At 70.3% G+C, this 25,165-nt stretch carries 25 protein-coding genes and 1 tRNA gene; 13 read left to right on the forward strand and 13 right to left on the reverse strand.

The genetic code is table 11. From position 1 onward, the window contains the following. Positions 1-53 precede the first annotated feature (53 nt). Both PUW82_RS07480 and PUW82_RS07485 read right to left on the reverse strand, forming a co-directional pair. Positions 54-1,814: a helicase-associated domain-containing protein gene (locus PUW82_RS07480; protein ID WP_274221645.1), complete on the reverse strand. Its 1,761-nt coding sequence runs from the start codon at positions 1,812-1,814 to the stop codon at positions 54-56. Between the two features lies 1 nt (position 1,815). Continuing rightward, positions 1,816-2,091 carry a multidrug ABC transporter ATPase gene (locus PUW82_RS07485; protein WP_210007519.1) on the reverse strand — a complete coding sequence of 92 codons (276 nt, stop codon included), beginning with the start codon at positions 2,089-2,091 and terminating at the stop codon, positions 1,816-1,818. A 112-nt stretch (positions 2,092-2,203) separates the two neighbouring features. Here PUW82_RS07485 and PUW82_RS07490 point away from each other — a divergent pair, with 112 nt between their 5' ends. Then, positions 2,204-2,587 carry a cold-shock protein gene (locus tag PUW82_RS07490; RefSeq protein WP_210007520.1) on the forward strand — a complete coding sequence of 128 codons (384 nt, stop codon included), beginning with the start codon at positions 2,204-2,206 and terminating at the stop codon, positions 2,585-2,587. Next, positions 2,571-3,290, forward strand: a complete 720-nt coding sequence (locus PUW82_RS07495) for a DUF3027 domain-containing protein (RefSeq protein ID WP_274221646.1) — start codon at positions 2,571-2,573, stop codon at positions 3,288-3,290. The genes PUW82_RS07490 and PUW82_RS07495 overlap by 17 nt, the downstream gene beginning before the upstream one ends. 76 nt (positions 3,291-3,366) lie before the next feature. Here PUW82_RS07495 and serC read toward each other — a convergent pair whose 3' ends face one another. After that, on the reverse strand, positions 3,367-4,479 hold the full coding sequence (gene serC, locus PUW82_RS07500) for a phosphoserine transaminase (protein WP_274221647.1): 1,113 nt from the start codon (positions 4,477-4,479) through the stop codon (positions 3,367-3,369). A gap of 133 nt (positions 4,480-4,612) precedes the next feature. Between serC and PUW82_RS07505 the strand changes: the two genes are divergently transcribed. From PUW82_RS07505 to PUW82_RS07530, 6 genes are all read left to right on the forward strand, one after another. Continuing rightward, positions 4,613-5,311 carry an iron-dependent transcriptional repressor DtxR gene (locus tag PUW82_RS07505; RefSeq protein WP_210007523.1) on the forward strand — a complete coding sequence of 233 codons (699 nt, stop codon included), beginning with the start codon at positions 4,613-4,615 and terminating at the stop codon, positions 5,309-5,311. Between the two features lie 253 nt (positions 5,312-5,564). After that, positions 5,565-6,449, forward strand: coding sequence for a M23 family metallopeptidase (locus PUW82_RS07510; RefSeq protein WP_274221648.1), 885 nt, complete (start codon positions 5,565-5,567; stop codon positions 6,447-6,449). Positions 6,450-6,755: 306 nt separating this feature from the next. Next, positions 6,756-7,253, forward strand: coding sequence for an HNH endonuclease (locus PUW82_RS07515; RefSeq protein ID WP_274221649.1), 498 nt, complete (start codon positions 6,756-6,758; stop codon positions 7,251-7,253). 113 nt (positions 7,254-7,366) lie between these two features. Further along, a complete protein-coding gene (imuA', locus tag PUW82_RS07520) occupies positions 7,367-8,092 on the forward strand; it encodes a DnaE2-dependent mutagenesis accessory factor ImuA' (RefSeq protein ID WP_245338824.1) in 726 nt (241 codons plus the stop codon). 1 nt (position 8,093) lies between these two features. Continuing rightward, positions 8,094-9,635, forward strand: a complete 1,542-nt coding sequence (locus PUW82_RS07525) for a DNA polymerase Y family protein (protein ID WP_274221650.1) — start codon at positions 8,094-8,096, stop codon at positions 9,633-9,635. Then, on the forward strand, positions 9,635-13,042 hold the full coding sequence (locus PUW82_RS07530; protein WP_274221651.1) for an error-prone DNA polymerase: 3,408 nt from the start codon (positions 9,635-9,637) through the stop codon (positions 13,040-13,042). Before PUW82_RS07525 ends, PUW82_RS07530 begins: the two co-directional genes overlap by 1 nt. Before the next feature lie 62 nt (positions 13,043-13,104). On the opposite strand, the gene PUW82_RS07535 is transcribed toward PUW82_RS07530, so the two are convergent. Beyond that, complete coding sequence (locus PUW82_RS07535; RefSeq protein ID WP_274221652.1) at positions 13,105-14,430, reverse strand: alpha-amylase family glycosyl hydrolase; 1,326 nt, start codon at positions 14,428-14,430, stop codon at positions 13,105-13,107. A 115-nt stretch (positions 14,431-14,545) separates the two neighbouring features. Between PUW82_RS07535 and PUW82_RS07540 the strand changes: the two genes are divergently transcribed. Together PUW82_RS07540 and PUW82_RS07545 are read left to right on the forward strand one after the other, a co-directional pair. Continuing rightward, a complete protein-coding gene (locus PUW82_RS07540) occupies positions 14,546-15,769 on the forward strand; it encodes an MFS transporter (RefSeq protein ID WP_274221653.1) in 1,224 nt (407 codons plus the stop codon). 5 nt (positions 15,770-15,774) lie between these two features. Further along, positions 15,775-16,302: a tetratricopeptide repeat protein gene (locus PUW82_RS07545; RefSeq protein ID WP_420792727.1), complete on the forward strand. Its 528-nt coding sequence runs from the start codon at positions 15,775-15,777 to the stop codon at positions 16,300-16,302. A gap of 25 nt (positions 16,303-16,327) precedes the next feature. Here the strand turns inward: PUW82_RS07545 and PUW82_RS07550 are convergent, their stop codons facing one another. Together PUW82_RS07550 and PUW82_RS07555 are read right to left on the reverse strand one after the other, a co-directional pair. Then, entirely contained in the window at positions 16,328-16,900 is a 573-nt protein-coding gene (locus tag PUW82_RS07550; protein WP_274221655.1) for a sugar O-acetyltransferase, read from the reverse strand. Further along, the gene (locus tag PUW82_RS07555; protein WP_274221656.1) at positions 16,897-17,763 is read right to left on the reverse strand and encodes a helix-turn-helix transcriptional regulator; all 867 of its coding nucleotides are present in this window, start codon (positions 17,761-17,763) and stop codon (positions 16,897-16,899) included. Before PUW82_RS07555 ends, PUW82_RS07550 begins: the two co-directional genes overlap by 4 nt. A 132-nt stretch (positions 17,764-17,895) precedes the next feature. Here PUW82_RS07555 and PUW82_RS07560 point away from each other — a divergent pair, with 132 nt between their 5' ends. After that, complete coding sequence (locus PUW82_RS07560) at positions 17,896-18,294, forward strand: (R)-mandelonitrile lyase (protein WP_274221657.1); 399 nt, start codon at positions 17,896-17,898, stop codon at positions 18,292-18,294. A gap of 30 nt (positions 18,295-18,324) precedes the next feature. Here the strand turns inward: PUW82_RS07560 and PUW82_RS07565 are convergent, their stop codons facing one another. The 7 genes from PUW82_RS07565 to PUW82_RS07595 form a co-directional block, all read right to left on the reverse strand. Beyond that, entirely contained in the window at positions 18,325-19,011 is a 687-nt protein-coding gene (locus tag PUW82_RS07565; RefSeq protein ID WP_274221658.1) for a response regulator, read from the reverse strand. Next, positions 19,008-20,207: a sensor histidine kinase gene (locus tag PUW82_RS07570; protein WP_274221659.1), complete on the reverse strand. Its 1,200-nt coding sequence runs from the start codon at positions 20,205-20,207 to the stop codon at positions 19,008-19,010. The genes PUW82_RS07565 and PUW82_RS07570 overlap by 4 nt, the downstream gene beginning before the upstream one ends. Continuing rightward, complete coding sequence (locus tag PUW82_RS07575) at positions 20,204-21,046, reverse strand: ABC transporter permease subunit (RefSeq protein ID WP_274221770.1); 843 nt, start codon at positions 21,044-21,046, stop codon at positions 20,204-20,206. The genes PUW82_RS07570 and PUW82_RS07575 overlap by 4 nt, the downstream gene beginning before the upstream one ends. After that, positions 21,046-21,972: an ABC transporter ATP-binding protein gene (locus PUW82_RS07580; protein WP_274221660.1), complete on the reverse strand. Its 927-nt coding sequence runs from the start codon at positions 21,970-21,972 to the stop codon at positions 21,046-21,048. The genes PUW82_RS07575 and PUW82_RS07580 overlap by 1 nt, the downstream gene beginning before the upstream one ends. Before the next feature lie 114 nt (positions 21,973-22,086). Then, on the reverse strand, positions 22,087-22,458 hold the full coding sequence (locus PUW82_RS07585) for an SdpI family protein (protein WP_274221661.1): 372 nt from the start codon (positions 22,456-22,458) through the stop codon (positions 22,087-22,089). A 42-nt stretch (positions 22,459-22,500) separates the two neighbouring features. Beyond that, positions 22,501-22,971, reverse strand: a complete 471-nt coding sequence (locus PUW82_RS07590) for a DUF805 domain-containing protein (RefSeq protein WP_274221662.1) — start codon at positions 22,969-22,971, stop codon at positions 22,501-22,503. A 143-nt stretch (positions 22,972-23,114) separates the two neighbouring features. Further along, positions 23,115-23,396: a HesB/IscA family protein gene (locus PUW82_RS07595; protein ID WP_210007538.1), complete on the reverse strand. Its 282-nt coding sequence runs from the start codon at positions 23,394-23,396 to the stop codon at positions 23,115-23,117. A 127-nt stretch (positions 23,397-23,523) separates the two neighbouring features. On the opposite strand from PUW82_RS07595, the gene PUW82_RS07600 reads away from it, so the two are divergent. Together PUW82_RS07600 and PUW82_RS07605 are read left to right on the forward strand one after the other, a co-directional pair. Further along, positions 23,524-23,598 (forward strand) — tRNA-Arg (locus PUW82_RS07600). A gap of 152 nt (positions 23,599-23,750) precedes the next feature. Beyond that, positions 23,751-25,097, forward strand: a complete 1,347-nt coding sequence (locus tag PUW82_RS07605; RefSeq protein ID WP_274221663.1) for an ATP-binding protein — start codon at positions 23,751-23,753, stop codon at positions 25,095-25,097. The last annotated feature ends 68 nt before the right edge of the window (positions 25,098-25,165 follow it).

The raw sequence follows: 25,165 nt of genomic DNA on the forward strand, positions 1-25,165 counted from the left end.
GTGCCGTGCCCGATCGGGTCGAGGGTCCACGGACCGCCAGCGCGCGCCGCGGGTCAGATCACGCGCGCGGAGACGATGCTCGAGACGGGAAGCGTCCGCTCGACGTCCGACGCGCGATCGCGTCCGCGCAGCCGGCCGCCGCCGAGCCCCGTCGCCTCGAGCGAGAAGTCGCGCGTCGACCCGTCGGGCAACCTCACGCTGACGGCGACGACCGCGCGGGCCTTGACCGCCTGCTCGAGTTCGCGCCCGAGCCAGGCGGCATCGGCGTCGCCCGCGGCGTGCGCCGCTCGCAGCCGCCCGACCAGCGCGCGGTAGCCCGTGTCGGTGCCGTCGAGGTCGGCGTCATCGGCCGGATCCGCGAGTTGGGCGCGGTCGAGGATGCGGACCTTCCCGTCCTCGTCCACCGCCGCGACGGGGTACCGGGCATCGCTGAGCATCCAGAAGACCGCGTCCACCGAGCTGCGGCTGGTCAGACGGTCGCCCTCGGCGATGAGCCCGAGGGGCCGCAGCGCCTGATCGACGGCCAAGGTGTCGAGGGCGCCGGGTTCGGTCGCCGTCACCTGCGTGCGCCCCGAGGCGTCGACGCCCACACGCAGCCGGCCGTGACGGCGGGCCGCGCGCTCGAGCTCGTACGCCAGCGGCTGCGGCAGCCCGGTCAGCGAGATGCCGGTGAGGAACTCCGTGAGCGAAGCGGCATCCTCACCGGCGGCGAGGGCCGCGCCGATCGACTCGGCCGAGAAGCGGTAAGTGGATGCCTGTGCCCGCGACTCCCGGCGCGCGGCGCGGCGCAGTCGCGCGTCGATCGCCGGTTCGAGCGGCCCGGGGGCGATCGCGGTGAGGTCGTTCTGCAGGAAGATGCGATCCACCTCGCCGGGCAAGCGCTGCTGCAGCGCCGCCTCGTCGATGTCTCCGCCGGCTTCGAGGGGAGTCGCCCACGCCGGGGCCCGACCCGAGCCGTCGACCAGGGCCCACAGGCGCCACTGCGCGATGAGCCGCCGCGCGCGAGCACCCCACGACGGATCGAGCGGGTACGCGCGAGGCCACGCGGCCGGCGGCATCCATCCGCCGGTGGAAGCGCGCAGTGCTGCGGGTAGGGCGTCGCGCAGGGCACGTGCGGTGCTCGCCCAGCGGTCGACGGTGCCGCGTGAGAGCCAGGCGTTGCCGGCCGTCGTGACGCGCCATTCGCGGCCCGTCGGCGCCAAGAGGCCCGCATCGACGCCGATCGCGATCACGAGATCGGCCGTCTCGGCGTCCGGCACGGCCCCCGCATCGATCAGGCGGCGCCGGTCGCCCGCGCCCAGTGTTCCGGCGCCGGTGCGACCGAGCGGCGCGGGCGCGGTGAGGAGCAGGACATCTGCGAGCGAGGAGAGAGCGGTGAAGGCGCGCTCCGCGAGCTGCGCGTCGTCGTCCTCGCCGGCGTCCTCGTCGGTGGCGTCACCGTCGGCGGGCGACGCGTCGGCGTCGTCGTCCGTGGCGTCGGTGCGCGGCAGGTCCGCCCACACGTTCGTGATCCCGGCATACGGTTCGCCGGACGCTGTCGTGAAGCCGAGCGCCGTCAGCGCCGCGCGCTCGTCGCCTTCGGGCACCGGCCGACCCGAAGCGACGGCCGCGTCCATCGCCTCGACGAGTGATCGCGGCAGCGCGGGCGCGGCCTTTGCGACGGCGGCCGGATCGAGCAGGGCTTCGGCAGCGTCGAAGAAGTCGGACCACGCGGCATCCGGGGCGACCCGGCGCGCGCGCAGCAGGGCGATCAGCGCGTCGTCGTCCGCCGCAGCGAGCCAGCTCGCCAGAGCACGGGCGTCGACCGGGGTCATCTCACCGGCCCTTGTTCGCCCGGCCCCGTCGGATGAACGTCATGATGAGCACGGTCAGCAGCAGGGCGAAGGCGAGAGGCGGGGCGATCCAGACGATCGCGCTGACGGTGGGCCAGGCACCCGAGGCGAAGTCGGCCTGCTCGAGGCCCGTCGCCGTCCCGATGATGATCGAGAAGAAGCAGACGATCGCGAGAACCAGCAACCCCAGCGACATGAACGCGAGGATGCGGTCGATGCGGCGGACCGGCAGGTCGTCGCTCGGGCTGGGGGTGCTCATCCGCATCAGCGTAGCGGCTCACGGTGGTGCCGTAGTCTGGATGTCGGGGCGCATCAGGTCCCGGCATTCCGTTCAGCCCGCGAAAGCGCGGCCATCACAGCGAGGTACGCACATGCCCACCGGCAAGGTCAGGTTCTACGACGACGAGAAGGGGTTCGGCTTCATCTCTGCAGATGACGGCCAGGACGTCTTCCTGCACGCCACGGCCCTTCCGGCGGGCACGACGTCGCTCAAGCCCGGCACCCGGCTCGAGTTCGGCGTCGCCGACGGCAAGCGCGGTCTTCAGGCTCTCGCCGTGCGGGTGCTTGAGGCGCCCGTCAGTCTGAGCAAGCGCAACCGCAAGCCCGCGGACGACATGGCGATCATCGTCGAGGACCTCGTGAAGCTCCTCGACGGCATCGGCGCGGATCTGCGCCGTGGCCGCTACCCCAGCTCGGGCCATGGCAAGAAGATCGCCGCGGTGCTGCGCAAGGTCGCCGATGACCTCGACGCCTGAGTCGTTCGACGACGCGTCGTCGAACCCCGAGCCCGATGCCGAGGCATCGAGCACCACACCCGTCGCCGTCGACGAGCGGCTGCTGAGCGCGTCCGATCTCGCACGCGCCGCGCTCGCCGAGGTGACGCCCGAAGCCACGGTCGGCGAACCAGTCGACTATGTCATCGAGGCCGACGGCGTGATCTCGCTGCGCTTCGCCAACCGGATGCCCGGCTATCCCGGCTGGCTGTGGACGGTCAGTGTCGCGGTGGTGCCCGACTCCGAGCCGACCGTGCTCGAGGTCGAGCTGCTGCCGGCCACCGGAGCCCTGCTCGCCCCCGAGTGGGTGCCGTGGGCCGTGCGCCTCGCCGACTACCAGGCCGCGCAGACGGCCGCGGAAGAGGCCGGTGACGACGACGAACTCGACACCGACGACGAACTCGACGCCGACGACGACCTCGATGACGACGACGACCTCGATGACGACGAGGACGACTCGGACGACGAGGACGACTTCGACGGCGGCGCGACCGTCGTCACGCACGCCGGAGACGTCGACGGCGTCGACATCGACGAACTCGACGCCGACGAATCGGACGACGAAGACGACTCCGACGAGGACGAGGACGACTCGGACGACGACGACTCGGACGAGTCGGACGAGGACGAGTATGTCGACGAGTCGGAGGACCCGGCTCACGACGAAGCGCCGAACGAGCGCTGACGCCTCAGCCCGCGAACGAAACACGGAAGGGATGCCGCGCAGTGCGGCATCCCTTCCGTGTTTCCGAGGCTCGGTGTCAGAGACGCTCGATCGTGTAGTCGATGCACTTGATCAGCTGACGCACGTCGTCGGGCTCGATCGAGACGAAGGTCGCGACGCGCAGCTGGTTGCGGCCGAGCTTGCGGTAGGGCTCGGTGTCGACGATGCCGTTGCCGCGCAGGCTCTTGGCGACGGCGGCCGCATCGACGGTGTCGTCGAAGTCGATCGTCACGACCACGGGGGAGCGGTCGGCCGGGTCGGCGACGAAGGGCGTCGCGTGCTCGGACGCCTCGGCCCACGCGTACAGCGCCGACGAGGACTCGGCGGTCCGGTCGGCCGCCCACTGCAGCCCGCCGTTGCTCTGGATCCACTCGAGCTGCTTGTCGAGCAGGTAGAGGGTCGCGACCGCGGGGGTGTTGAGGGTCTGGTTCAGACGCGAGTTGTCGAGCGCGTTCTTCAGGCTGAGGAACTCGGGGATGTAGCGTCCGGATGCCGCGACGCGCTCGATGCGCTCGATGGCGGCGGGCGAGACCGCGGCGAACCAGATGCCGCCGTCCGAACCGAGGTTCTTCTGCGGCGCGAAGTAGTAGACGTCGCACTGCGACACCGAGAAGTCGATGCCGCCCGCGGCGCTCGTGGCGTCGATCACGGTGAGGGCACCGTCGTCGCCGGCGACGCGGCGGACCGGAGCGGCCACGCCGGTGGAGGTCTCGTTGTGCGGCCAGGCGTAGACGTCGATGCCCGCGACGGCCTCGGCGGCGATGCTCGAGCCGGGCTCGGCCTTCCGGATGTCGGGGGCCTCGAGCCAGGGGGCGGATGCGGCGGCGCCGAACTTGCCGCCGAACTCGCCGAACACGAGGTTCTGGCTGCGCTTCTCGATGAGGCCGAAGGCGGCGGCATCCCAGAACGCGGTCGAGCCGCCGTTGCCGAGGATGATCTCGTAACCGGTGGGCAGGCGGAGCAGATCGGACAGTCCGGAGCGGACCTGGCCGACAAGGCTCTTCACGGGCGACTGCCGGTGCGAGGTGCCCAGCAGGATCGAGCCCGGGCCCGACAGGGCAGCGACCTGCTCCGGCCGGATCTTGGCCGGGCCGCAGCCGAAGCGACCGTCGCGGGGAAGGATGTCTCGAGGCAGGGTGACATGCGCCATGTGCCGATTCTAGGGGTCGGCGCGGGGGCGGCCCGTGCCCTGATGCCGGCTGATGACCGCCGCGCTCCCGGCTGGTATGTCGGTGCCAGCGGATAGGGTGGGAACCACTCCACTACGCACGACAAGGGCTGTGATGACCGATCTCATCGACACGACAGAGATGTATCTGCGCACCATCCTCGAACTCGAGGAAGAAGCGATCGTCCCGCTTCGCGCTCGCATCTCGGAGCGTCTCGGACACTCCGGCCCGACGGTCTCGCAGACGGTGGGGCGCATGGAGCGCGACGGACTCGTCGTCGTCTCGGAAGACCGCTCGCTCGAACTGACCGACAGTGGGCGGCAGAAGGCCGTCGACGTCATGCGCAAGCACCGGCTCGCTGAGCGTCTACTCAGCGACGTCATCGGTCTCGATTGGGCGTACGTGCATGAAGAGGCCTGCCGCTGGGAGCACGTGATGAGCGAGCTCGTCGAGCGCCGCCTCATCGAGCTGCTGGGTCACCCCACCGAGTCGCCGTACGGCAACCCGATCCCCGGTCTCGACCAGCTCGGCGATGTGCCCGCCCGCACCTTCGATGAGGGCGTCGTCGGCCTCGTTCGGCTGCTCAACGAGAGCGGTGGTCCGGTGCAGGGCACCGTGCGCCGCCTCGCCGAGCCCGCCCAGGTCGATCCCGAGCTGCTGCAGCAGCTGCGAGCTGCCGGCGTCATGCCGGGTCGCGACGGAACGTTCCAGTTCTCCGAGGGGTACGTCCTCGTGCAGATGGCCGGCACCGACGAGGGGCTGGAGCTCCCGATCGAGGTCGCCTCGCACATCTTCCTCACGCGCCGCGACTGACGCCGCCGTCCGCCGAATCTGAGTGTCGGGTGGGCATGGCGACCGTAGCGTGACTTATTCGTTACCTTCCGGTAGCCTCGAGAAGTCTTTAGGCGAGAAGCCCGCCCGAGACCGCTGCGTGGATTGCCTCTTCGGCTCGTCGTCCACACGGTGACACCCGAACGTCGCGTGAATCATCACGCAGTATCGACGAGCCAGCGCGTCAGCGCGGAGGCGCCGGAGGACTGATTTGGCTGAACACAACGATTCGTCCGTGGACGTACCCGAGGTCGACGCGACGAATCCCGACGACACCGGTCGCGCGCTGCACACCCGGCGGCGCTTCCCGATGGCGAAGAAGCAGAGCCGTGAGCTCGCCACCGCCCAGAACCGCGCCGCACGTCGTCGCCCCCGAACCGTGCACCCCGTGCGCAGCACCTTCACCGTCGTGGCCGTGGTCGGACTCGTCGCCACCGTCGCGATTCCGGCCTTCGCCGCCGTCCGCGCCACGTCGGCCGACGCGATGACGCTGCAGCAGGTGGCCGCCGACAACGCGCAGTCGCTCGTGGTCGGCTCCGAGTCGGCGCCCGCGACACTCGACCGCAGCGGTTTCACCGCGACCACGCCCGAAGAGATCCAGAAGAAGAAGGACGAGGAGGCCGCCGCCAAGGCAGCCGCCGAGGCCCTGGCGAACCGGATCTCCGCAAGCAGCTCGACCGCGTCGTCGTCCTCATCGCTGAGCAACTCCATCCCCCTCGTCGCGCCGGGCTCCGGTCTCGTGCGTCGTCCGCTGATGTCGTTCAACAACTTCGGCACCCCGTACGCCGGTCACCGCGGCACCGATTACATGGCCGACCGCGGCACGCCGATCTACTCGGTTGCCGACGGCACCGTCGTGGCCTCGAGCGAGAGCGGTCCCGGGTGGGGCGTCTACGTCAAGGTGGCGCACAACATCAACGGCACGAACGTCACGAGCCTGTACGCCCACATGGACTGGGGCACCCGCGCCGTCCAGGTCGGCGACACGGTCTCGGCCGGTCAGCTGCTGGGCCAGGTCGGCGACACGGGCCGTGCGTTCGGAACGCATCTGCACCTCGAGATCGTGATCGACGGCACGTACGTGAACGGCGAGGCCTGGCTCGCTGCCAACGCGGGCTGACGACACGCGTCGTCCGTTCACCTTCCGTCGACCTTCCTGGTGCGGGGGTGGGTTACCCTGATCCCGACGCTCGCGCACGCCGAGGGGGAGCCATGGGATCAGTGCCACGCATTCGAACCGTGAATGCGATCGGTCGCTATGTCCTGCGGCATCACGTGCACCACTGCGGCCTCGGCCGTGAATCAAGGCGCTGTCTTCATGACAGCGCCTTTTTTCGTGCCCGGACCCGTTCCGCCCGCTCGGTGCGCAGGGCGTCGATGATCGAACATCCGCTGAAGCCGTCAGGGCAGTTCGTGAGGACAGGTAATGCGCACTCTGGTACTGAACGCCGGGTATGAGCCACTCGCCGTGGTGTCGTTCCGCCGGGCACTCCTGCTCGTGTTGAACGACAAGGCGACGATCGTCGAGCACGTCGTGCACGATCCCGTTCTGGGGATCGACGGGATCTACGAGCGCCCAGCGGTGATCGTGCTGACCCGCTATGTGCGCATCCCGAACGCGCGCCGGGTACCGGTGACGCGGCGCGGAGTGCTGCGCCGTGACGGTCACCGGTGCGCGTACTGCGGGAAGGCGGCGTCGACGATCGACCACGTCCTGCCGCGTTCGCGCGGGGGCAGCAACTCGTGGGAGAACCTCGTCGCGTGCTGCTTGCGGTGCAACAACCACAAGAGCGACCACACCCCGCAGGAGATGGGGTGGGAGCTGCGGTGGGCGCCGAAGCCGCCGCGCGGTCCGCAGTGGACGGTGCGGGGAACCGAGCGCACCGACCCGATGTGGGAGCCCTACCTGGGCCTCGCCGCCTGACGACGGGGCATCGCCGCGCCCAGGCGGAGGCGATGTCGGAAGTCGGTCGTATCTTCGATCTCGACGTTGATGGACTAGAACGTATGTTCTACCCTTGATGAGTGAGGTCGATCATGCGCAATCCTGCTGCCGCCGAGGACGTGCAGCGACTGCGCGCGCAGATGGAACGGATGCAGGGGCGCCGCCTCGACGCTCCCGTGCTGCCGACCCACCCGGCTCTGGCGAACCTGCTGCCGGGGCGAGGGCTGCGTCCGGGGACGGCCTATTCTCTCGGTTCGTCCTCCTCGCTGCTGTTCGCGCTGCTGGCGCAGCCGTCGCAGACCGGCTCGTGGTGCGGGGTCGTCGGCATGCCCGGGTTCGGCGCCGAAGCCGCCGAGCGGGCGGGCGTCGACCTGTCGCGGGTCGTGCTGATCCCCGATCCCGGGCCGCGATGGCTCGCGGTGACGGCGACGATCGCCGATGTCCTCCCCGTGATCGCGGTGCGACCGCCCGAGCGGGCGAAGGACTCCGACATCGCCAAGCTCGCCGCCCGCCTCCGCGACCGCGGTGCGGTGCTGCTCGTGCAGGGGCCGTGGCCGCAGACCGAGGCGATGCTCGATGTCACCGACCCGCGCTGGTCGGGCCTGGGCGACGGCGACGGCTACCTCAGCGACCGCGAACTGACCGTCACGGTGTCGAGCCGGCGCTTCCCCGTGCCCCGTTCGGCGCGGATGCTGCTGCCGGCGCCCGACGGTGCCCTCTCGGCCGCTCCGCAGCACCAGCACGGCGGACGCATGGCCCCGGTGCCGTTCGAGGAGCAGCCGCTGGTCGAGCCGATCCCGATGCGACGGGCGGTCTGACGTGGCCGAGTCGACATCGCACGCCCCCGTCCGCAGCCTCGTGGTGTGGGTGCCCGACTGGCCGGTCGTGGCGCTCATCCGCGAGAGCGGCGGAGACCCGGACGAGCCGATCGCCGTGTTCGACAAGGGGATGGTCGTGGCCTGCTCGCCCGCAGCCCGCGCCGACGGCGTCGCCCGAGGGCAGCGTCGGCGCGATGCCCAGGCGCGGTGTCCGGCGCTGCGTGTGGCCGACGCCGACGCCGCGCGCGATCACCGGCAGTTCTCGCCGATCGTCGCACGGCTCGAAGAGATGGCGCCGGGCGTGCAGGTTCTCGAAGCGGGACTGTGCGCCCTGCGGGTGCGCGGACCGGCCCGCTTCTACGGCGGTGAGACCGAGGCTGCCGGCGCTCTGCTCGCCGCCGTCACCGAGGGCGACCTCGATGCCCGGGCCGGTGTCGCCGACGGTCCCTTCACCGCGCAGCAGGCGGCGCGGATGAGCACGCGGGCCGATCGGCCCATCCGGGTGGTCGACGCGGGGCGCTCGGCCGAGTTCCTCGCTCCGCTGACGATCGCCGTGCTCGAGGACGAGACGGTCGACCTCTTCGCGCGGCTCGGCGTCCAGACGCTCGGTGACCTGGCCGCGATCGAGCCCGAACGCCTGGTCGAGCGGTTCGGCACCCGCGGCGCCCGGTTGCACGCCCTCGCCGCCGGCGCCGACTCCCGGCCCGTCACGCCGCGGACGCCGCCGCCCGAGCTGCACCGCGAAGTGGCGTTCGAGCCGCCCCTCGAGCTCGCCGACCAGGTCGCGTTCGGCATGCGTGTCGCGGCCGAGGAGTTCATCGCCGGCCTCGGCGCCGTCGATCTCGTGTGCACCGAGCTGCGCGTCATCCTCACGGGTGACCGCGGTGAGACGAGCAACCGGGTGTGGCTGCATCCGGGCACCTTCGACGCCGCCGCCGTCGTCGACCGGGTGCGGTGGCAGCTCGCCGAGAGCGGCAAGCTCACCAGCGGGGTCGCACGGGTGAAGATCGAGCCCGAGGCGGTGGATGCGGCATCCCATCATGCGGTCTCGCTCTTCGGGTCGGGTCCCGAGCAGCGGGTGCACCACGCCCTCTCACGCGTGCAGGCGATGCTCGGGCACCGCGGCGTCGTCACCCCCGTCGTGGGCGGCGGTCGCTGGCTCACCGAACGGCAGGTGCTCGTGCCCTGGGGAGATCGCCCCGTCACGAGCGACCGGGGCCGGCCGTGGCCGGGAAGCCTGCCCGATCCGCTGCCCTCGACGGTGTTCGAGCGCGCGCTTCCGCTCGCGGTCATCGATCGCGAGGGCGACATGGTGGCCGTCGACGGTCGGGGCGAGCTGACCGCGGCGCCGTCGGCGCTCGTGTCGGCGAACGGCTCGCGGGGCATCCGGTCGTGGGCCGGTCCCTGGCCGGTGATCGAGCGGGAGTGGGATGCCACGCGCGCGCGGCGCGCCTACCGCTTCCAGATGGTCGACGCCACGCAGACGGCCTGGCTGCTCGTGTGCGACGGCGGCGAGTGGCTGGCCGAGGGGCGGTACGACTGATGAGATTCAACAACCCGTCGGTGTCGTGGTCCGAGATGGAGCGGCTGCTCAGCGGCAACCGTGCTCCGAGCGCGCCGCCGGGGGCCGACGGCGGTGACAGCCCCGCGTGGTCGCGCAAGCGGGGTTCGTACTCCGCGCCCCGTATCGAGCGGCCCGACGACGCCGTCCCGTACGCCGAGCTGCACGCTCACACGTCGTACTCGTTCCTCGACGGCGCCTCATCGCCCGAAGAGCTCGCCGAAGAGGCCGAGCGCCTCGGGCTGCACGCTCTCGCTGTCACCGATCACGACGGCTTCTACGGCATCGTGCGCTTCGCCGAGGCGGCCGAGCAGCTCGCCGTGAAGACCGTGTTCGGCGCCGAGCTCTCGCTCGATCTGCCGCAGCGCGTCGGCGCGTCGCGCAACGAGGCCGATCCACCGGGCGAGCACCTGCTCGTGCTCGCGCGCGGCGAAGAGGGGTACCACCGGCTCGCCGGTGCGCTGACGCACGCCCAGCTCGCCGGAGCCGAGAAGGGCAAGCCGCGGTACCGGCTCGACGACCTGGCCGACGCCGCCGACGGGCACTGGAGCATCCTCACCGGCTGCCGCAAGGGCTCGGTGCGGCGGGCGCTGCTCGAGCGGGGAACGGATGCCGCCGCGGCCGAGCTCGACGCGCTGGTGGCACGCTTCGGTCGCGACGCGATCGAGGTCGAGCTGATCGACCACGGCGAGCCGCTGGACTCGCGGCACAACGACATCCTCGCCGGCCTCGCGCGAGAGCGCGGGCTGCCGGTGCTCGCGACCAACAACGTCCACTACGCCGTGCCCGAGCGGGCCCACCTGGCCGCCGCGATCGCCGCGGTCCGCGCGAACCGGGGACTCGACGAGCTCGACGGATGGCTGCCCGCACACGCCGGCGCCCACCTGCGGTCGGGCGCCGAGATGACACGTCGGTTCCGCCGTTACCCCGGGGCCGTCGCCCGCACCGTCACCGTGGCCGACGACCTGGCGTTCCCCCTGCGCCGAGCCAAGCCCGCGCTGCCGAAGCTTCCCGTCCCCGACGGACACACGCCGATGTCGTGGCTGCGACACCTTGTGTGGGAGGCCGTCCCGCGCAAGTACCCGGGCCTGCCGCCGAAAGACCGCGACCGCATCGAACGCGAGCTGGCGGTGATCGAGCAGAAGGACTTCCCGGGTTACTTCCTCATCGTGCACGGCATCGTGCAAGAGGCGCGGCGGCGCGGCATCCTGTGCCAGGGACGAGGATCGGCAGCCAACAGCGCCGTCTGCTACCTGCTCGACATCACCGCGATCGACTCGATCTACTACCAGCTGCCGTTCGAGCGCTTTCTCTCGGCACTGCGCGAGGAAGAACCCGACATCGACGTCGACTTCGACTCCGACCGGCGCGAAGAGATCATCCAGTGGGTCTACCAGACCTACGGGCGCGAGCGTGCGGCACAGGTGGCGAACGTCATCCAGTACCGGCCGAAGAACGCCGTCCGCGACATGGCCAAGGCGCTCGGGCACTCGCCGGGTCAGCAGGATGCCTGGTCGAAGCAGGTCGAACGCTGGGGAGCGACCCTCGACACCGGCCCCGACCACGACATCCCCGAACGGGTGCTGGCATACGCCGCCGAGCTGCTGAAAGCGCCGCGGCACCTCGGCATCCACTCCGGCGGCATGGTGCTGACCGATCGACCGGTGGGCGAGGTCGTGCCGATCGAGCACGCGCGTATGGAGAACCGGACCGTCATCCAATGGGACAAGGACGATGCCGCCTGGATGGGGCTGGTGAAGTTCGACCTGCTCGGGCTCGGCATGCTCGCCGCCCTGCAGTACTGCTTCGACCTCATCGCGGGCGCGACGGGAGAGCGGTTCGAGCTGTCGACGCTGCCGAAGGAAGAGGCGGCGGTCTACGACATGCTCTGCCGGGCCGATTCGATCGGGGTGTTCCAGGTCGAGTCGCGCGCCCAGATGGGTCTGCTGCCGCGCCTGCAGCCGCGCCGGTTCTACGACCTCGTCATCGAGATCGCGCTGATCCGCCCCGGACCCATCCAGGGCGGCGCCGTGCACCCCTATGTGCGGCGCAAGCTCGGCTACGAGAAGACGACGTATCCGCACGAGAAGCTCAAGCCCGTGCTGGAGCGCACGCTCGGGGTGCCGGTGTTCCAGGAACAGCTCATGCAGATGGGCATGGTGATCGGCGGGCTCTCGGGCGAGGACGCCGATTTGCTGCGCCGGGCGATGGGGTCCAAGCGCGGCATCGAGCGCATCGACTCGCTCAAGCAGAAGCTCTACGACGGTATGGCCGAGAACGGCCTGGTGGGGGATGCCGCCGACGACATCTACGCGAAGATCCAGGCGTTCGCGAACTTCGGCTTCGCCGAGAGTCATTCGCTGTCGTTCGGGCTGCTCGTGTACGCCAGCTCGTGGATCAAGCTCCACTACCCGGCGGCGTTCCTGGCGGGGCTGCTGCGCGCGCAGCCGATGGGCTTCTACTCACCGGCGACGCTGTCGGCCGATGCCCGCCGGCACGGGGTCGAGGTGCGCCGCCCCGACCTGCAGCTCTCGAACGCGGAAGCCCTGCTCGAACCGGTGGCGGAGGGTGAGCGAGCGGCACCGACGGGGCGCGACAGCTGCCTCGGCGAGCAGCCTCCGGTGCCGGTCTTCGACATCAACGCCCCCGACGAGTCGGCGGCGCATCGACGCGACGGCGCGTTCGCGGTGCGCTTGGGGCTGGCGGCCGTCACCGGCATCGGCAAGAAGTTCGCCGAGCGGATCGTCGCCGAGCGCGAGGCGTCCGGCCCCTACCGTGACATGCGCGACCTCGTGCGCCGCACCGGCGCCGACACCGCGCAGCTCGAAGCCCTCGCGACCGCCGGCGCGCTGGAGTGCTTCGGCCACACCCGGCGCGAGGCGATCTGGCTGGCGGGGTCGGCGGCGCAGGACCGCATCGAGTACCTGCCCGATTCGCTCATCGCCGTGCAGCCGCCGCTGTTCACCGACCAGTCGAACTACGACGTGCTGGCCTCCGATCTGTGGGCGACGGGCATCTCGCCCGACGACCATCCGTTGACGCACTACCGCTCGCAGCTGGATGCACGCGGGGTGCTCACCGCGAACGATCTGCGCCAGCACGAGTCGGGGCGCCGCGTCGAGATCGCCGGGCTCGTCACGCACAGGCAGCGCCCCGCGACGGCATCCGGCATCACGTTCCTCAACCTCGAGGACGAGCACGGCCTGATGAACGTGATCTGCTCGCTCGGCATGTGGCATCGCTACCGCCGCGTCGTACGCGACAGTCCCGCGTTGATCGTGCGCGGCATCCTCGAGCGGTCGAACGAGGGCGTGGTCAACATCCTCGCCGATGCTTTCGAAGACCTGCGGGTGGCGGGGATGCGGCACCAGTCCCGAGACTTCCGGTGACCGCACCGCCCGCCGGCCGGACGCGCGAGCCGCGCCGCAGGGGCCGCCGCCCGAGCCCTCCGCTACGAGGAGAAGACCGCGAAGCCCCCCGCGGGGATCTCGGCCTCGGCGCCGATGAGCCGGGCAGCACCGGCGACCACGCGTCGGGCATCGGCCACCGGCACCGTCACGGGGCCGTCGCCGAGGTTGAGCGCGGTGATGACGGCATCCGTTCCCGTGGCGGTGCGCAGCACCATCGACGTGTTCTCGAGGTGAACGGCATCCGTGTGGGCGCGGTGCAGCCACGGATGCTGCCGGCGCAGCGCAATCAGCTGCTGGTGGGTGCGCAGGATGCGCTCGGCGCTCGCCGAGAGGGCTTCCGGTGACGGCGGTGCGTCGGGGAACTCGGGGCGCACGGCGTCGTCGCCACCGAGACGTTCCTCCTTGACCGCCTCGTAGCCGTACTCGTCGCCGGCGTAAACCGAGGGCACGCCGGCGACGGTGAACAGCACGGCGAGCGCGAGGGGCACCCGGTCGACCCCGATGGCCGAAGCGATGCGCGTGACGTCATGGTTGCCGACGAACGTCTGCGGCGCGTAGACGGCGAGCAGCTCGTTGTTCCGCTCGATCGCGTGCGCGAGCTCGAACAGGTTGCCGTCACTGATGGCGTGCCAGATGCCCTGCCACAGTTCGTACTGCGTGAGCGAGTCCATCGTCGACTCCCGCACGATGCTCGCGGCGTCGCCGTGGATGACCTCACCGACGAACCAGGCATCGGGATGCGTGGCGCGCACGCGGGGGAGCACCCGTGCCCAGAACTGCGGGGGCACCGCGTACGCGGCATCCAGACGCCACCCGTCGATGCCTCGGTTCAACCAGTGGGTCATGACGTCGACGACGAAGTCCTCCACCGCGGAAGACGCGTGGTTGAGGGCGACGAGAGCATCGTGCCCCTCGAAGACATCGGCGTCGACCGGGGCGCCGGGCGACCAGCCGTCCCACCGGACGCGGAAGAGCTCCGCCGTGTCGGCCTCGGGTCCGTGGGTCTCGAGGGCGCGGAAGGCGGGGTGCTCACGTCCGACATGGTTGAAGACGCCGTCGAGCAGAACCCGGATGCCGCGGCCGCGGGCCGCCGCGATGAGCCGGTCGACGTCATCGTCGTCGCCGAGCCGCGGGTCGATGCGGAAGTGATCGGTGGTGTCGTACCCGTGCGTGGTCGAGGCGAAGACGGGCCCGAGCAGCAGGCCGTTCAGCCCGAGGCCGACGAGGTGGTCGAGCCAGCCCTCGATCCGCGACAGGCGGTGCACGACGCCGCCGTCACGCTCCTCGCCGGTGGGACGGATCGGCGCACCGGCGAACCCCAGCGGGTACACGTGCCACCACATGACGGTCTCGGTCCAGCTGCTCATCCCTGAAGTCAACACGACCGCCGCGGCCCTGCGGAACGGCGTGCGGACGGGGCCGTTCGGGCCTAGGGTGTCGGCGCCCGGCCCCTAGAGTGGTTCGGCACCCTCGGAGAACCCCTTGTCGACCCCACCCCCGTCCTATCGCGCCGTTCTGCGCGCGCCCGGCATCCGCCCGGCGTTCCTTCCGAGCATCATCGGACGGCTCTCGCTGGCGACCTCGGGGCTCGCTCTCGTGCTGATGCTCGAGCAGGCGACCGGGTCGTTCGCGGTCGCGGGTGCCATCACGGCTGCCCTCGGCATCGCCAACGTCATCGCGACGCCGGTGCGTGCGCGCCTGATCGACCGTCGCGGTCAGCTCGCGATCCCGACGGCGCTCGGAGCCCTGCACACCCTCTCGCTCATCGCCTTCGCGGTGTTCCCTGCGGCGCCGCTGCCGGTGCTGCTCGTGCTGAGCATCGTCGCGGGGGTGTCGTCACCACCGTTCGGCGCGACGATGCGCGTCGTCTGGTCGGACGCCCTGCCCGCCGGGGCGCTGCGCACCCGCGGGTTCAGCCTCGACGCGGTCGCAGAAGAGGTCACCTTCGCGGTCGGTCCGCTCGTCGCCGCGGCCCTCGTCGCCCTGTCAGGGCCGGTGGCCGCGCTCGTGCTCTCCGCCGGCTGCGTCGCCGTCGGCACGGGACTGTTCGTGGCGAGCGGGCTGTCGCGTCAGCAGCGCGGGTCGCACCGCGCCACCGCTGATGAGGCAACCTCCCCGACGGTCCTGACGCCACTGCGCAGCCGCGGCTTCGTGCCGGTCGTGCTCGTGATGACCGCTCCCGGGCTCATCCTGGGCGCGGTCGAGCTCGCTGCCCCGGCGCTCGCCCTCGAAGCCGGCGCCCCGTTCCTGGCCGGCATCCTGCTCGCGCTGTTCGCGTCGGCCAGCGCCGTCGGCGGCCTTGTCTTCGGGCGGCTGCGGCTCGCCGGCTCGCACGCGGCGCAGCTGCTCGCGCTGCTCGGCGTGCTCGTCGTCTGTGTGGGTGTCGCCGGCGCCGTCGGGGGCCCGATCGCCGGGGCTGTCGGACTTCTGGTCGGCGGGCTGTGCCTGGCGCCGCTATTGATCGTCGGCTACCTCACGGCCGACGAGCTGACCGATCCGCGCGTACGCACCGAGGCCAGCAGCTGGATCAACACCGCGGTGAACCTCGGTGCGGCGGTGGGAGCGCTCGTCTTCGGCGTGATCACGGATGCCGCCGGCCCAGGCTGGGCGCTCGGGGCGACGGCGCTCACCGCGGCGGTCGTGGGGCTTGCGGTGGCACCGCTGCTGGTCCGCCGGAACGATGCGACAGGGCGACTGCGAGGATGACTCCCATGGACCCGCTGTACGCCGAACTGGATCGGATCTTCGCTGCGCGCGACCGTGCTGATATGGCGCCCACTATTGCGGCCCTGCTGCCGCTTCACGAGCAGCATCCCGATGACGCGCGCGTTCTCTACGAGCTGGGCGGGGCGTACGACACCGCAGGCGAGGAGGAGCGGGCGGCCGGCTTGTACCGATGCGCGCTCGATGCGGGTCTCGCCGGCGACATCCGCCGGCGGTGCCTGCTCCAGTACGGCAGCACACTGCGGAACTTGGGCCGGTTCGACGACTCGATCGCGATGTTCGGCGGTGCGCGGCAGGAGTTCCCCGATTCGGTGGCGCTCGCCGCGTTCGAATCGCTCACCCTTCATGCGGCCGGGCGGCACAGCCTCGCGCTCGCCGGCCTGCTCGAGGTCATCGCGGCACACGTCGACGGCGACGACCTCGACCGCTACAAGCCCGCGCTGCGCGGCAACGCCCACCATCTCCGGACGCTCGACGAGGGCGTCCGTGCCGATCGGGAGGAAGCGTCGCGCTGATCGCACGCGATGCCGGGGCGGCTGGCTATGCTGTGTCGATGCGCCGGACGACGCGGGCGGGCGAGCCGACCGCGATGGATGCCGCGGGTACATCCTTCGTCACGACGGAGCCGGCTCCGATCACGGCGTCGTCGCCGATGGTCACACCGGGCAGCACGGTGACATTCGCCCCGAGCCACACGTTGCGCCCGAGCACGACCGGCGCCGGGAGCAGGTCGCCGCGGCGACGGGGATGGATGTCGTGCTGCAGGGTCGCGATGACGGCGTTGTGTCCGATCAGGCAGTCGTCGCCGATGGTGATGCCGCCCTGGTCCTGGAAACGGCATCCGGAGTTGATGAACACGCGCCGGCCGAGGCGGATGTTGCGCCCGAAGTCGGCGGTGAAGGGCGGGAAGAGCGTCACCGTCGCGTCGACGGGTCGTCCGGTGAGCTGCGTGAGGAGCGATCGCACCCGATCGGGTTCGACATACCCGCCGTTGAGTTCGCCGGCGATGCGTAACGCTCGCTGGCTCGTCTCGTGCATCGTGGCGTGCAGCGGCGATCCGGCGGCGATGGTCTCGCCGGCGTCGAGTGCGGCGAGGAGCGCGTCGAGGCTCACGAGACGCCCGTCGTCGTCGCCGACCAGCTGGCCAGCATCTGCAGGCGCTCGGCGGTGGGCGATCCGGGCTCGGCGGTGTAGACGAGCAGCGCCAGTCCGTCCTCGGCGGTGACAGACAGCTCCTCGTAGGCGAGGGTGAGTTCGCCGACGACCGGGTGATGGAAGCGCTTGGTGCCGCTGCCGTGCGTACGAACGTCGTGCGCGGACCACAGCCGCGCGAACGTCTCGCTGCGGGTGGTCAGTTCGCCGACGAGGTCTTGCATCGCCCGGTCGTGGGGGTCTCGGCCCGCTTCGACGCGCATGATGCCGACGCACATCTGCGCGAACAGCTCCCAGTCGGGGTAGAAGTCACGTGAGGCGGGGTCGAGGAACTGGAATCGGGCCAGGTTCGGAACCCGGCCGCCCGTGCCGATGACGGGCGAGTAGAACGCCGCACCGAGCGCGTTGGTCGCCACGAGGTTCTGGTGACGGTCGCGCACGAATGCGGGGCCACCGGTGATCGCGTCGAGGGTGCGTTGCAGGCCGGGCCGCGGCGGCAGTTGCGATGAGGCTCGGCGTCGTGAACGTCCCGAGGTCGGCGTGCCGTCGGCGACGCGGGCCAGGTCGAGAAGATGCATCCGTTCGGTCTCGTCGAGCATCAGCGCGCGGGCGAGCGACTCGAGCACGCCGGCGGATGCGCCGCCGATGTCTCCCCGCTCGAGCTTGGCGTAGTACTCGACGCTCACGTCGGCGAGCATCGCGACCTCGGCGCGCCGCAGACCGCTCACGCGGCGGTTCACGCCGGCGGGCAGGCCGACGTCGGCGGGGGAGAGTCGCGCCCGCCGGGTCATGAGGAACTCGCGCACCTCGGCCTTGTTGTTCATACCGTTCACGCTACGGCGCGCGCCGGACGCGAGGCACTCCCTGTCGGTACACGTCTTGCCGGGGTCTGTCCGAGCGGCCGCGTCGGGCGTTCACTGGTACTCATCCCGCACGCCGATCAGGAAGGTCCTCTCATGGACGTCGTCCCCACGCCCCCGACGGTGAAGAACCCGCCCGAGTGGTTCACCGGTAATGTCTGGCTCGACCCGGTCGCCGCGCCGCGGGACGCGGAGCAGCGGATGAGCGCGGGCCTGGTGCGGTTCGCGCCCGGGGCGCGCACCGCGTGGCACTCCCACCCGCTCGGTCAGACCCTGCGGATCATCGAGGGCACGGCGCTCGTGCAGGCTCGCGGCGGGGCCGTCGTCGAGGTCCACGCCGGTCAGACCGTCTATAGCCCTCCCGGCGAGGAGCACTGGCACGGGGCCGCGCCCGACAGCTTCATGACACATCTCGCTCTGTGGGAGACGCCCGACGGCGGCGAGAGTGCGTCGTGGGGCGCCCACGTCACCGACGAGGAGTACCGGGCGCGCTGACCGCTTGTACCGGTCCCGCGCGCCGGCTCATCACTCGACGCTGACCACTCCGAGCTCGTAGGCCCGGATGACCGCTTGCACGCGGTTCGCGAGGTCGAGCTTCAGGAGGATCCGGCCGAAGTGCGCCTTCACCGTCGATTCGCTCAGGTGCAGGGCTGCGGCGATCTCGGCGTTCGTGAGTCCCTGTCCGACGCACCGGAACACGTCGCGCTCGCGCGGCGAGAGTGCGGCGAGGGCGTCACCGGATGCCGGTGCGTCCGGGCGCGCGAGATGCGGTATCGCGATGTCGATGAGTTTCGCGGTGATCCGGGGCGAGACCACCGCGTCGCCCGTCGTGACGGCCCGCACTGCGGCGACGAGCTCGTCGGGGCGTGTGTTCTTGAGCAGGAAGCCCGCCGCTCCGGCGCGCAGCGCACCGAAGGCGAACTCGTCGAGGTCGTACGTCGTCAGGACGAGGATGCGGGTGTCGGGCAGCGCGGCGGTGAGTTCTCGCGTCGCCGCGATGCCGTCGACGCCCGGCATCCGTACGTCCATCAGCACGACGTCGGGCCGCAGACGCTGTGCCGCCCGCACCGCCTCGGCGCCGTCGGATGCCTCGCCCACCACGACGATGTCGGGCTGCGCCTCGAGCACGAGACGCAAGCCGTAGCGGATGAGCTCCTGGTCGTCGACGAGCAGCACGGCGATACGGCCCTCGGGCGTGGCGGGCTGGCTCATCGGTCCTCCGTCGAGAGGCGGACGAACACCCGCCAGCCGCCCCCGGCGACCGGCCCCGCCTCCACCGACCCATCGTAGAAGGCGGCCCGTTCGCGGATGCCGACGAGCCCTCGTCCGGCGCCCGCGGCCGGGTCGGTCGGTGCCGCAACGTCCTTGACCAGGATCGTCACCTCGGAGCGGCTGAACACCAGCTGCACCAGGACGTCGCGCACGCCGCGGCCGTGACGCAGCACGTTCGTCAGGGCCTCTTGCACGATGCGGTAGATCGTGAGGCTGACCGCCGCGCCCTCGGTGAGCGAGCCGGTCTGCTCCAGGCGGACCGGGATGCCGGCGGCGCGGAACTCGTCGACGAGCGCGGGGATCCGTTCCACCCGCGGCGCTTCGGCCGGCGGCGCGGCATCCCGCTCGTCACGGACGGCGGTGAGCAGTCGGCGCACTTCGCCGAGCGTGCGACGGCCGGTCTCGCTGACACGGCCGATCGCGCGGTGCGCCTCGTCGGGGCGGGCGTTGACCGAGGCCTGGGCGCCGTCGGCGAGCGCCACCATCACCGCGAGGCTGTGGGCGATGACGTCGTGCATTTCGCGGGCGATGCGTTCGCGTTCGGCCGCGGCCGCGATGCTCGCCTCCTGATCGCGTTCGCGTCGCAGGTGTTCGGCCCGCTCGGCGAGCGCTGCGGCCTGACGGCGGCCGTGCCCGGCGTTGATGCCGAGCAGCGTGGCGATGAGGCTCGCCGCGAGCACGACCACGGTGATGCTGAGCCAGTCGGTGGCCCAGGCTGCGGCATCCGCGCGCGGGGCGAGGCCCAGCAGCGGCGGTCCCGAGCGCACCCGCAGCGCGAGCATGAGCGCCGCCGCCGTGCCCCCGGCTGCGGCCCAGCCGAAAGCGATCCAGGCGCCGCGGCTGTCGCGTACACCGGCCCGGTACAGCCCCGCGATGACGAGTGCGGCCTCCGCGCCCGACCCCACCGCGAACGACGCGAGCATCAGAACGATGGCCGCACCGAACGCGACCGCCGGGCGCCGCCGCGAGACGAGGACGACGGCCGTCCCGGCGATGGCGAGCAGCACCAGCGGCCACAGGGGAGTGGCGATGGTGGACTCGACCGACAGGTAGCCGAGGGCCGCCGCGATGACCAGGTAGCCGGCCAGGATCGCGGTGTCAGCGGCATCCGGTCGTCGCCGGGACGGAGCCATCATGCGTCTTTGGTCCGCAGCGCGATGGCGCCGATCACGAGGGCGCCCGCGGCCCAGATCGCCGCGATGGTCCAGCCGGCGCCGACGCTGATGTGTCCACTCCACAGGTCGATGAACGGTCCGCCCTCGATCCCGACCCGGCCCATCGCGTCGCCGGCGTTGCCGAGCAGCGCCAGGCGCAGCACGCGCGAGAGCAGACCGAAGGGCAGCAGCGAGCTGAGCACCGGCAGCAGCAGGGTCGCGGCGAACACGATGATCGAGCCCGCCGTCGTCGAGCGCACGAGGGTCGTCACGCCGAGCCCGAAGACCGCGCAGAGGCCCAGGTAGACGGCCGAGCCGACCAAAGCGAGCATCACGCCGGGAGCGGTGAGCGGGGCGTCGAGGCCGAAGCCGGCGTAGATCGGGTTGGTGACCGCCCACGACACGAACACGGTGACGAGGGCCACGACGGTGACGGCGGTCAACGCGACGACGGCTTTCGCGGCCAGCACCCGCATCCGGTGGGGGACGGCGGTGAGCGTCGTCTGCATGGCACCGGAGGAGTACTCGGCGCCGATCAACATAACGCCGAAGATACCGGCGATGATCTGCCCGAGCACGACGGTCGGCACAGTGACGTCGGCGAGCGTCCGTTCGATCGAGGGAACCGAGGGCACTCCCGACGACTCGAGCGTCACCCCGAGGAACAGACTGCCGCCCACTCCGATGGCGAGGATTCCGGCGAGGGCGAGAACGGATGCCGGCAGGCTCAGGGCCTTGATCCACTCGGAGTGCACGACGGCCGTGAAGGGCGGGCGCTGTGTGCGTGCGTCGGCGCGGTGCGGTTTGGCGGTGAGGGCCATCACTGGTTCTCCTTCGTGGTGGTCGGTGTCGAGCGGTACTCGGTGGCTTGCGCGGTGAGCGCCAGGTAGGCGTCTTCGAGCGAGCCGGCGACCGACGTCACCTCGTAGAGCACGACTCCCGCGGCACCCGCGATGCCGGCGACCTCTTCGGCCGAGAGATCGGTGATGTCGAGCGCTCCGTCGGCGCGCGTGACCACCGTCACGCCCGGGCGGGCGATCGCGGCGCGCAGGCGGTCGGGGTCGTGCGTGCGCACCCGCACCACCGACTGCGTCACACCGGCGATGACCTCCTGCAGCGGACCATCGGCGAGGATCGCACCGCGCCCGATCACGATCAGCTGTTCCGCGGTCTGCGCCATCTCGCTCATCACGTGCGACGACAGCAGCACCGTCCTGCCCTCGGCGGCGAGATCGCGCAGCAGACCGCGGATCCACAGGATGCCGTCGGGGTCGAGGCCGTTGATCGGCTCGTCGAGGATGATCGTCTGCGGGTCGCCGAGCATGGCCGCGGCGATCCCGAGCCGCTGCCCCATGCCGAGCGAGAACCCGCCCACCCGCTTGTTCGCGACCGCGGCGATGCCCGTGCGCTCCATGACCTCGTGCACGCGCGGGGCACGGATGCGGTGGGTCGCGGCGATCGCGAGCAGGTGCTTGTAGGCGGTGCGACGCTTGTGTGCGGCGCGGGCGTCGAGCAGCACGCCGACCTCGCGGAGCGGTGCGGGCAGGTCGCGGTAGGCGCGACCGTTGACCTCGGCGGTGCCGGATGTCGGCCGGTCGAGCCCGACGATCATGCGCATGGTCGTCGACTTGCCGGCGCCGTTCGGACCGAGGAACCCGGTCACCTTGCCCGGCTCGACGGTGAAGTCGAGGCCGTCGACGGCCACCTTGTCGCCGTACCGTTTCGACAGCGATTGAACACGGATCATGTGTCACCCTTTCGTCGCCGTCGACGCTACGGACGGCGAGAAAACCGCACATCGGCCCGGGGTCCGGATGTGCGGGGGCGACCAGTACCTGGGTCTATACCGCTGGGCCGGGTCTCAGGCGCGGGTGTGGTCGGTCGCCTTCTTCGCGGCTCTGGTGCCGACCCGCGTGCCCCACATCATTACGAGCAGCATCAGGATGCCGCCGATGAGCACGCCGATGGCGAGTGCCTCGGTCGGAACGGGAAGCAGAGTGCTCGCGGCGATCACGAACGCGATGACGCCGGTGATGAGCGTCGGGCGCTTCGCGCGTTTGTGAGCTGCCAGCCGGGCCTCGTCACTCGTCATGGTGCTGGGGACGCGGATGCCGGCGAGCGCGTTCCGCTTGAGCCGCCCCGAGCCGGCGGCCCGCGCCATCCAGATCAGCGCGCTCCCGGAACCTGTCATGACGACGAAGATCACGACGCGGGCGACGAGGTCGTTCTCCATCCGTCCGACCCTAGCCAGACGATGCTCGTCGCCGTGGTGCGGTCACTTGTCGAAGCGGGCGCCGGCGGGGTTGCTGGGGAGGATGTACAGGACCAGGAGGGCGATCGCCCCGATTCCGGGCACCACGCTGATGAACCAGAACGGACCCGCGAGGTTGGCGTCGTGCAGCCGTCGCCACGAGATCGCGAGCGTCGGGATGAGGGTGGCCAGCATCCACAGGAACAGCAGGATGCCGCCCACGCCGATGAGCGGCCCCGGCTGGCTGCGTCCCGTGATGGGGTCGGTCGTCGCTCCGGCGAAGGCCCCGATGAGCATGAACACCGTGATCGCCGTCACCACGAGCGCCTGTGCCAGGTACCACCACCAGAACTCGCTGCGGCTCGCGCGACCCGAGAACGTGGCGTACTTGCGCCAGAACCGTCCGAACGCCTGCCCGAACGAGGCGCCGTAGAGCGGCTGCGACAGGGGAGTGGACGCGGATGCAGCGGGGTGCGACGGGGTGGCGTAGGTCACGGTTCCTCCAAAGCTGGGTTGCCCGCACCATATCAGCGAGGCGTGACGGGCTCATCGCCTCGTCGTTGCCGCCGGATGACAGACGAAGGCCCCGGCCACCGCGCTCAAGGAGTGGGTGCCGGGGCTCTCGAAGACTGCTGGCGTCAGGCGCGGACGCCGAGTGCGAAGCTGATCGCGCCTTCGCCGTCGACCTGCGCGTCGAGGACGCTCTCGTCCAGCGCGAGCGCTGCGGCCGGGTCGACGAACACGCGGGCACCGTCGGCCTCGACCACGGCATCCTCGCTCTGCGGTGCCTCGGCAAGCGAAAGAGCGAAACCTGTCTCGGGGGAGCCGGTGTCGGCAATGCGGACACCACCGGCCTCGGCGGGGATCTGAGCGGTGAGGTTTTTCACCGCGGTGGCGGCGTTCTCGGTGAGCGTGAGCATGAAGCTCTCCTTCCGTGGATTGCTGCGGAACCGGCCACGATTCCGAGAATCGGTGGCAGACGCAAACGTAGGCGGTGACTCCCAGGGGATTCGGAAGGTCGAGGACGCTTAGACTCGGAGGTGCCTAGCCTCTGTAGCTCAGTGGAAGAGCCACTCCGTCCTAAGGAGCGGGTCGGGGGTTCGAATCCCTCCAGGGGCACCACAAAGTTCGACTGACGAAGCTGCGCGGCCTCCTGATGCCGCCGCCCGCGAGGCTTGCGCGCTATTCTGCAGATCCAGATCGCGCCGTGCCTCCGGCGCGGTGCCGCACGCGTGGGACGGTACTGTCAAGGAAGATGAGGCGGGGGAGCAATCTTGGAGACTACGACACTCACAATCGAGCAGGTGGGGGCCTTGTCCAGCCGGGAGGAAGACCACCTCTTCGATCGGAAATCGCGGAGCATCACGCCGGCAAAGCTCACGAAGACGCTCTCTGGGTTCGCCAACGCCGACGGCGGTGAGATCTTGATCGGCATCGAGGATGACGGTACCTGGAATGGCGCACCTAAAGTGGAGGCGTTCAATGGCACCCTGCAGGCCTTTGAGCCACTCTTTCCGTACGGGACCGAGTTTGATTACGAGTTCCTGACCCATCCAGACGACCAGAGCGTCGTGATGCACGTCACCGTTCAGAAGTCCCGTGAAATCAAGTTTGCATCCGACGGCAAGGCCTACGTTCGCCGCGGTGCGCAGTCCCTCCCGGTGGAGGACCTCGAGTTGCTTAGGCGCCAGAAGGGCTTGACGACCCTCGAGACTGCAACCCTCAACTACCCATACACGCAACTCGTCGAGTCGCCGGTCATTGATGACTTCACTCGACGGATCGTACCAACGTCGGCGCCCGAACCATGGCTCCGTAAGCAGAACCTGATCGTGGGAGACCTTCCGACGGTGGCCGGGACCCTCCTGTTCCACGACGAGCCGCAAATTCATCTGCCGCGCTCGTCCGTCAAAATCTACCGGTACACGACGAGCGACGTGGAGGGATCCCGCGAGCATCTTGCGTACGATCCGATCTCGATTGACGGTGCTATTGCGGAACAAGTTGCCGCTGCAGTTGCCGAGACGGTGCGTCAGGTCGAAGAGATACCAACGCTTGACACCGAGGGGCTCATAAAGATCAAGTATCCCGACGAGACGCTTCACGAGATTATTACGAACGCCGTCATTCATCGGGACTATGCAGTAAACGACGACGTGCACGTGCGCATCTTCGACAACCGGATCGAGGTTCAGAGCCCGGGCGGCTTGCCGGCAAATATCACTGCTGCAAATATTCTCGACGAGCGGTTCTCAAGAAATCCGATCGTTGTTCGCCTCCTCAACAAATTCCCGGACGCACCAAACAAGGATGTGGGCGAGGGGTTGAACACTGCTTTCGAAGCAATGCGTAAGTTGGACCTCCGCGACCCGGAGATCCGCGACACGGGCACTTCGGTTCTCGTTGTCGTGTGGCATGAGAGTCTCGCGTCACCGGAGTCACGAATCATGGACTTTCTGAAATCCAACAAGACGATCAGCAATCGTGAAGCGCGTACACTGCTCAACCGGCCGGAAGCGGAACGTTCAATCCGGCGGCTCTTCGAATCGCTAGTTGCGTCGAACCTGATCGAACGCGTGCCAGGGACGAGTGGCCGAGGTTCAAAGTATCGCGCGAAGTAGCGGGTCGCAGGGGACGTTTTATGTTGGCGTTCCGCCTATGTTGGAGTGTCGAGACCGTGCGCGCCATC

The sequence above is a fragment of the Microbacterium thalli genome (assembly GCF_028737325.1).
GTDB lineage: Bacteria > Actinomycetota > Actinomycetes > Actinomycetales > Microbacteriaceae > Microbacterium > Microbacterium thalli.

Excerpts from the sequence above, each read along its gene's own strand:
- PUW82_RS07480 (WP_274221645.1), bottom strand. The coding sequence starts at position 1,814 with ATGACCCCGGTCGACGCCCGTGCTCTGGCGAGCTGGCTCGCTGCGGCG.
- PUW82_RS07485 (WP_210007519.1), bottom strand. The coding sequence starts at position 2,091 with ATGAGCACCCCCAGCCCGAGCGACGACCTGCCGGTCCGCCGCATCGAC.
- PUW82_RS07490 (WP_210007520.1), top strand. The coding sequence starts at position 2,204 with ATGCCCACCGGCAAGGTCAGGTTCTACGACGACGAGAAGGGGTTCGGC.
- PUW82_RS07495 (WP_274221646.1), top strand. The coding sequence starts at position 2,571 with ATGACCTCGACGCCTGAGTCGTTCGACGACGCGTCGTCGAACCCCGAG.
- serC (WP_274221647.1), bottom strand. The coding sequence starts at position 4,479 with ATGGCGCATGTCACCCTGCCTCGAGACATCCTTCCCCGCGACGGTCGC.
- PUW82_RS07505 (WP_210007523.1), top strand. The coding sequence starts at position 4,613 with ATGACCGATCTCATCGACACGACAGAGATGTATCTGCGCACCATCCTC.
- PUW82_RS07515 (WP_274221649.1), top strand. The coding sequence starts at position 6,756 with ATGCGCACTCTGGTACTGAACGCCGGGTATGAGCCACTCGCCGTGGTG.
- imuA' (WP_245338824.1), top strand. The coding sequence starts at position 7,367 with ATGCGCAATCCTGCTGCCGCCGAGGACGTGCAGCGACTGCGCGCGCAG.
- PUW82_RS07530 (WP_274221651.1), top strand. The coding sequence starts at position 9,635 with ATGAGATTCAACAACCCGTCGGTGTCGTGGTCCGAGATGGAGCGGCTG.
- PUW82_RS07535 (WP_274221652.1), bottom strand. The coding sequence starts at position 14,430 with ATGAGCAGCTGGACCGAGACCGTCATGTGGTGGCACGTGTACCCGCTG.
- PUW82_RS07545 (WP_420792727.1), top strand. The coding sequence starts at position 15,775 with ATGGACCCGCTGTACGCCGAACTGGATCGGATCTTCGCTGCGCGCGAC.
- PUW82_RS07555 (WP_274221656.1), bottom strand. The coding sequence starts at position 17,763 with ATGAACAACAAGGCCGAGGTGCGCGAGTTCCTCATGACCCGGCGGGCG.
- PUW82_RS07560 (WP_274221657.1), top strand. The coding sequence starts at position 17,896 with ATGGACGTCGTCCCCACGCCCCCGACGGTGAAGAACCCGCCCGAGTGG.
- PUW82_RS07565 (WP_274221658.1), bottom strand. The coding sequence starts at position 19,011 with ATGAGCCAGCCCGCCACGCCCGAGGGCCGTATCGCCGTGCTGCTCGTC.
- PUW82_RS07570 (WP_274221659.1), bottom strand. The coding sequence starts at position 20,207 with ATGATGGCTCCGTCCCGGCGACGACCGGATGCCGCTGACACCGCGATC.
- PUW82_RS07575 (WP_274221770.1), bottom strand. The coding sequence starts at position 21,046 with ATGGCCCTCACCGCCAAACCGCACCGCGCCGACGCACGCACACAGCGC.
- PUW82_RS07580 (WP_274221660.1), bottom strand. The coding sequence starts at position 21,972 with ATGATCCGTGTTCAATCGCTGTCGAAACGGTACGGCGACAAGGTGGCC.
- PUW82_RS07585 (WP_274221661.1), bottom strand. The coding sequence starts at position 22,458 with ATGGAGAACGACCTCGTCGCCCGCGTCGTGATCTTCGTCGTCATGACA.
- PUW82_RS07595 (WP_210007538.1), bottom strand. The coding sequence starts at position 23,396 with ATGCTCACGCTCACCGAGAACGCCGCCACCGCGGTGAAAAACCTCACC.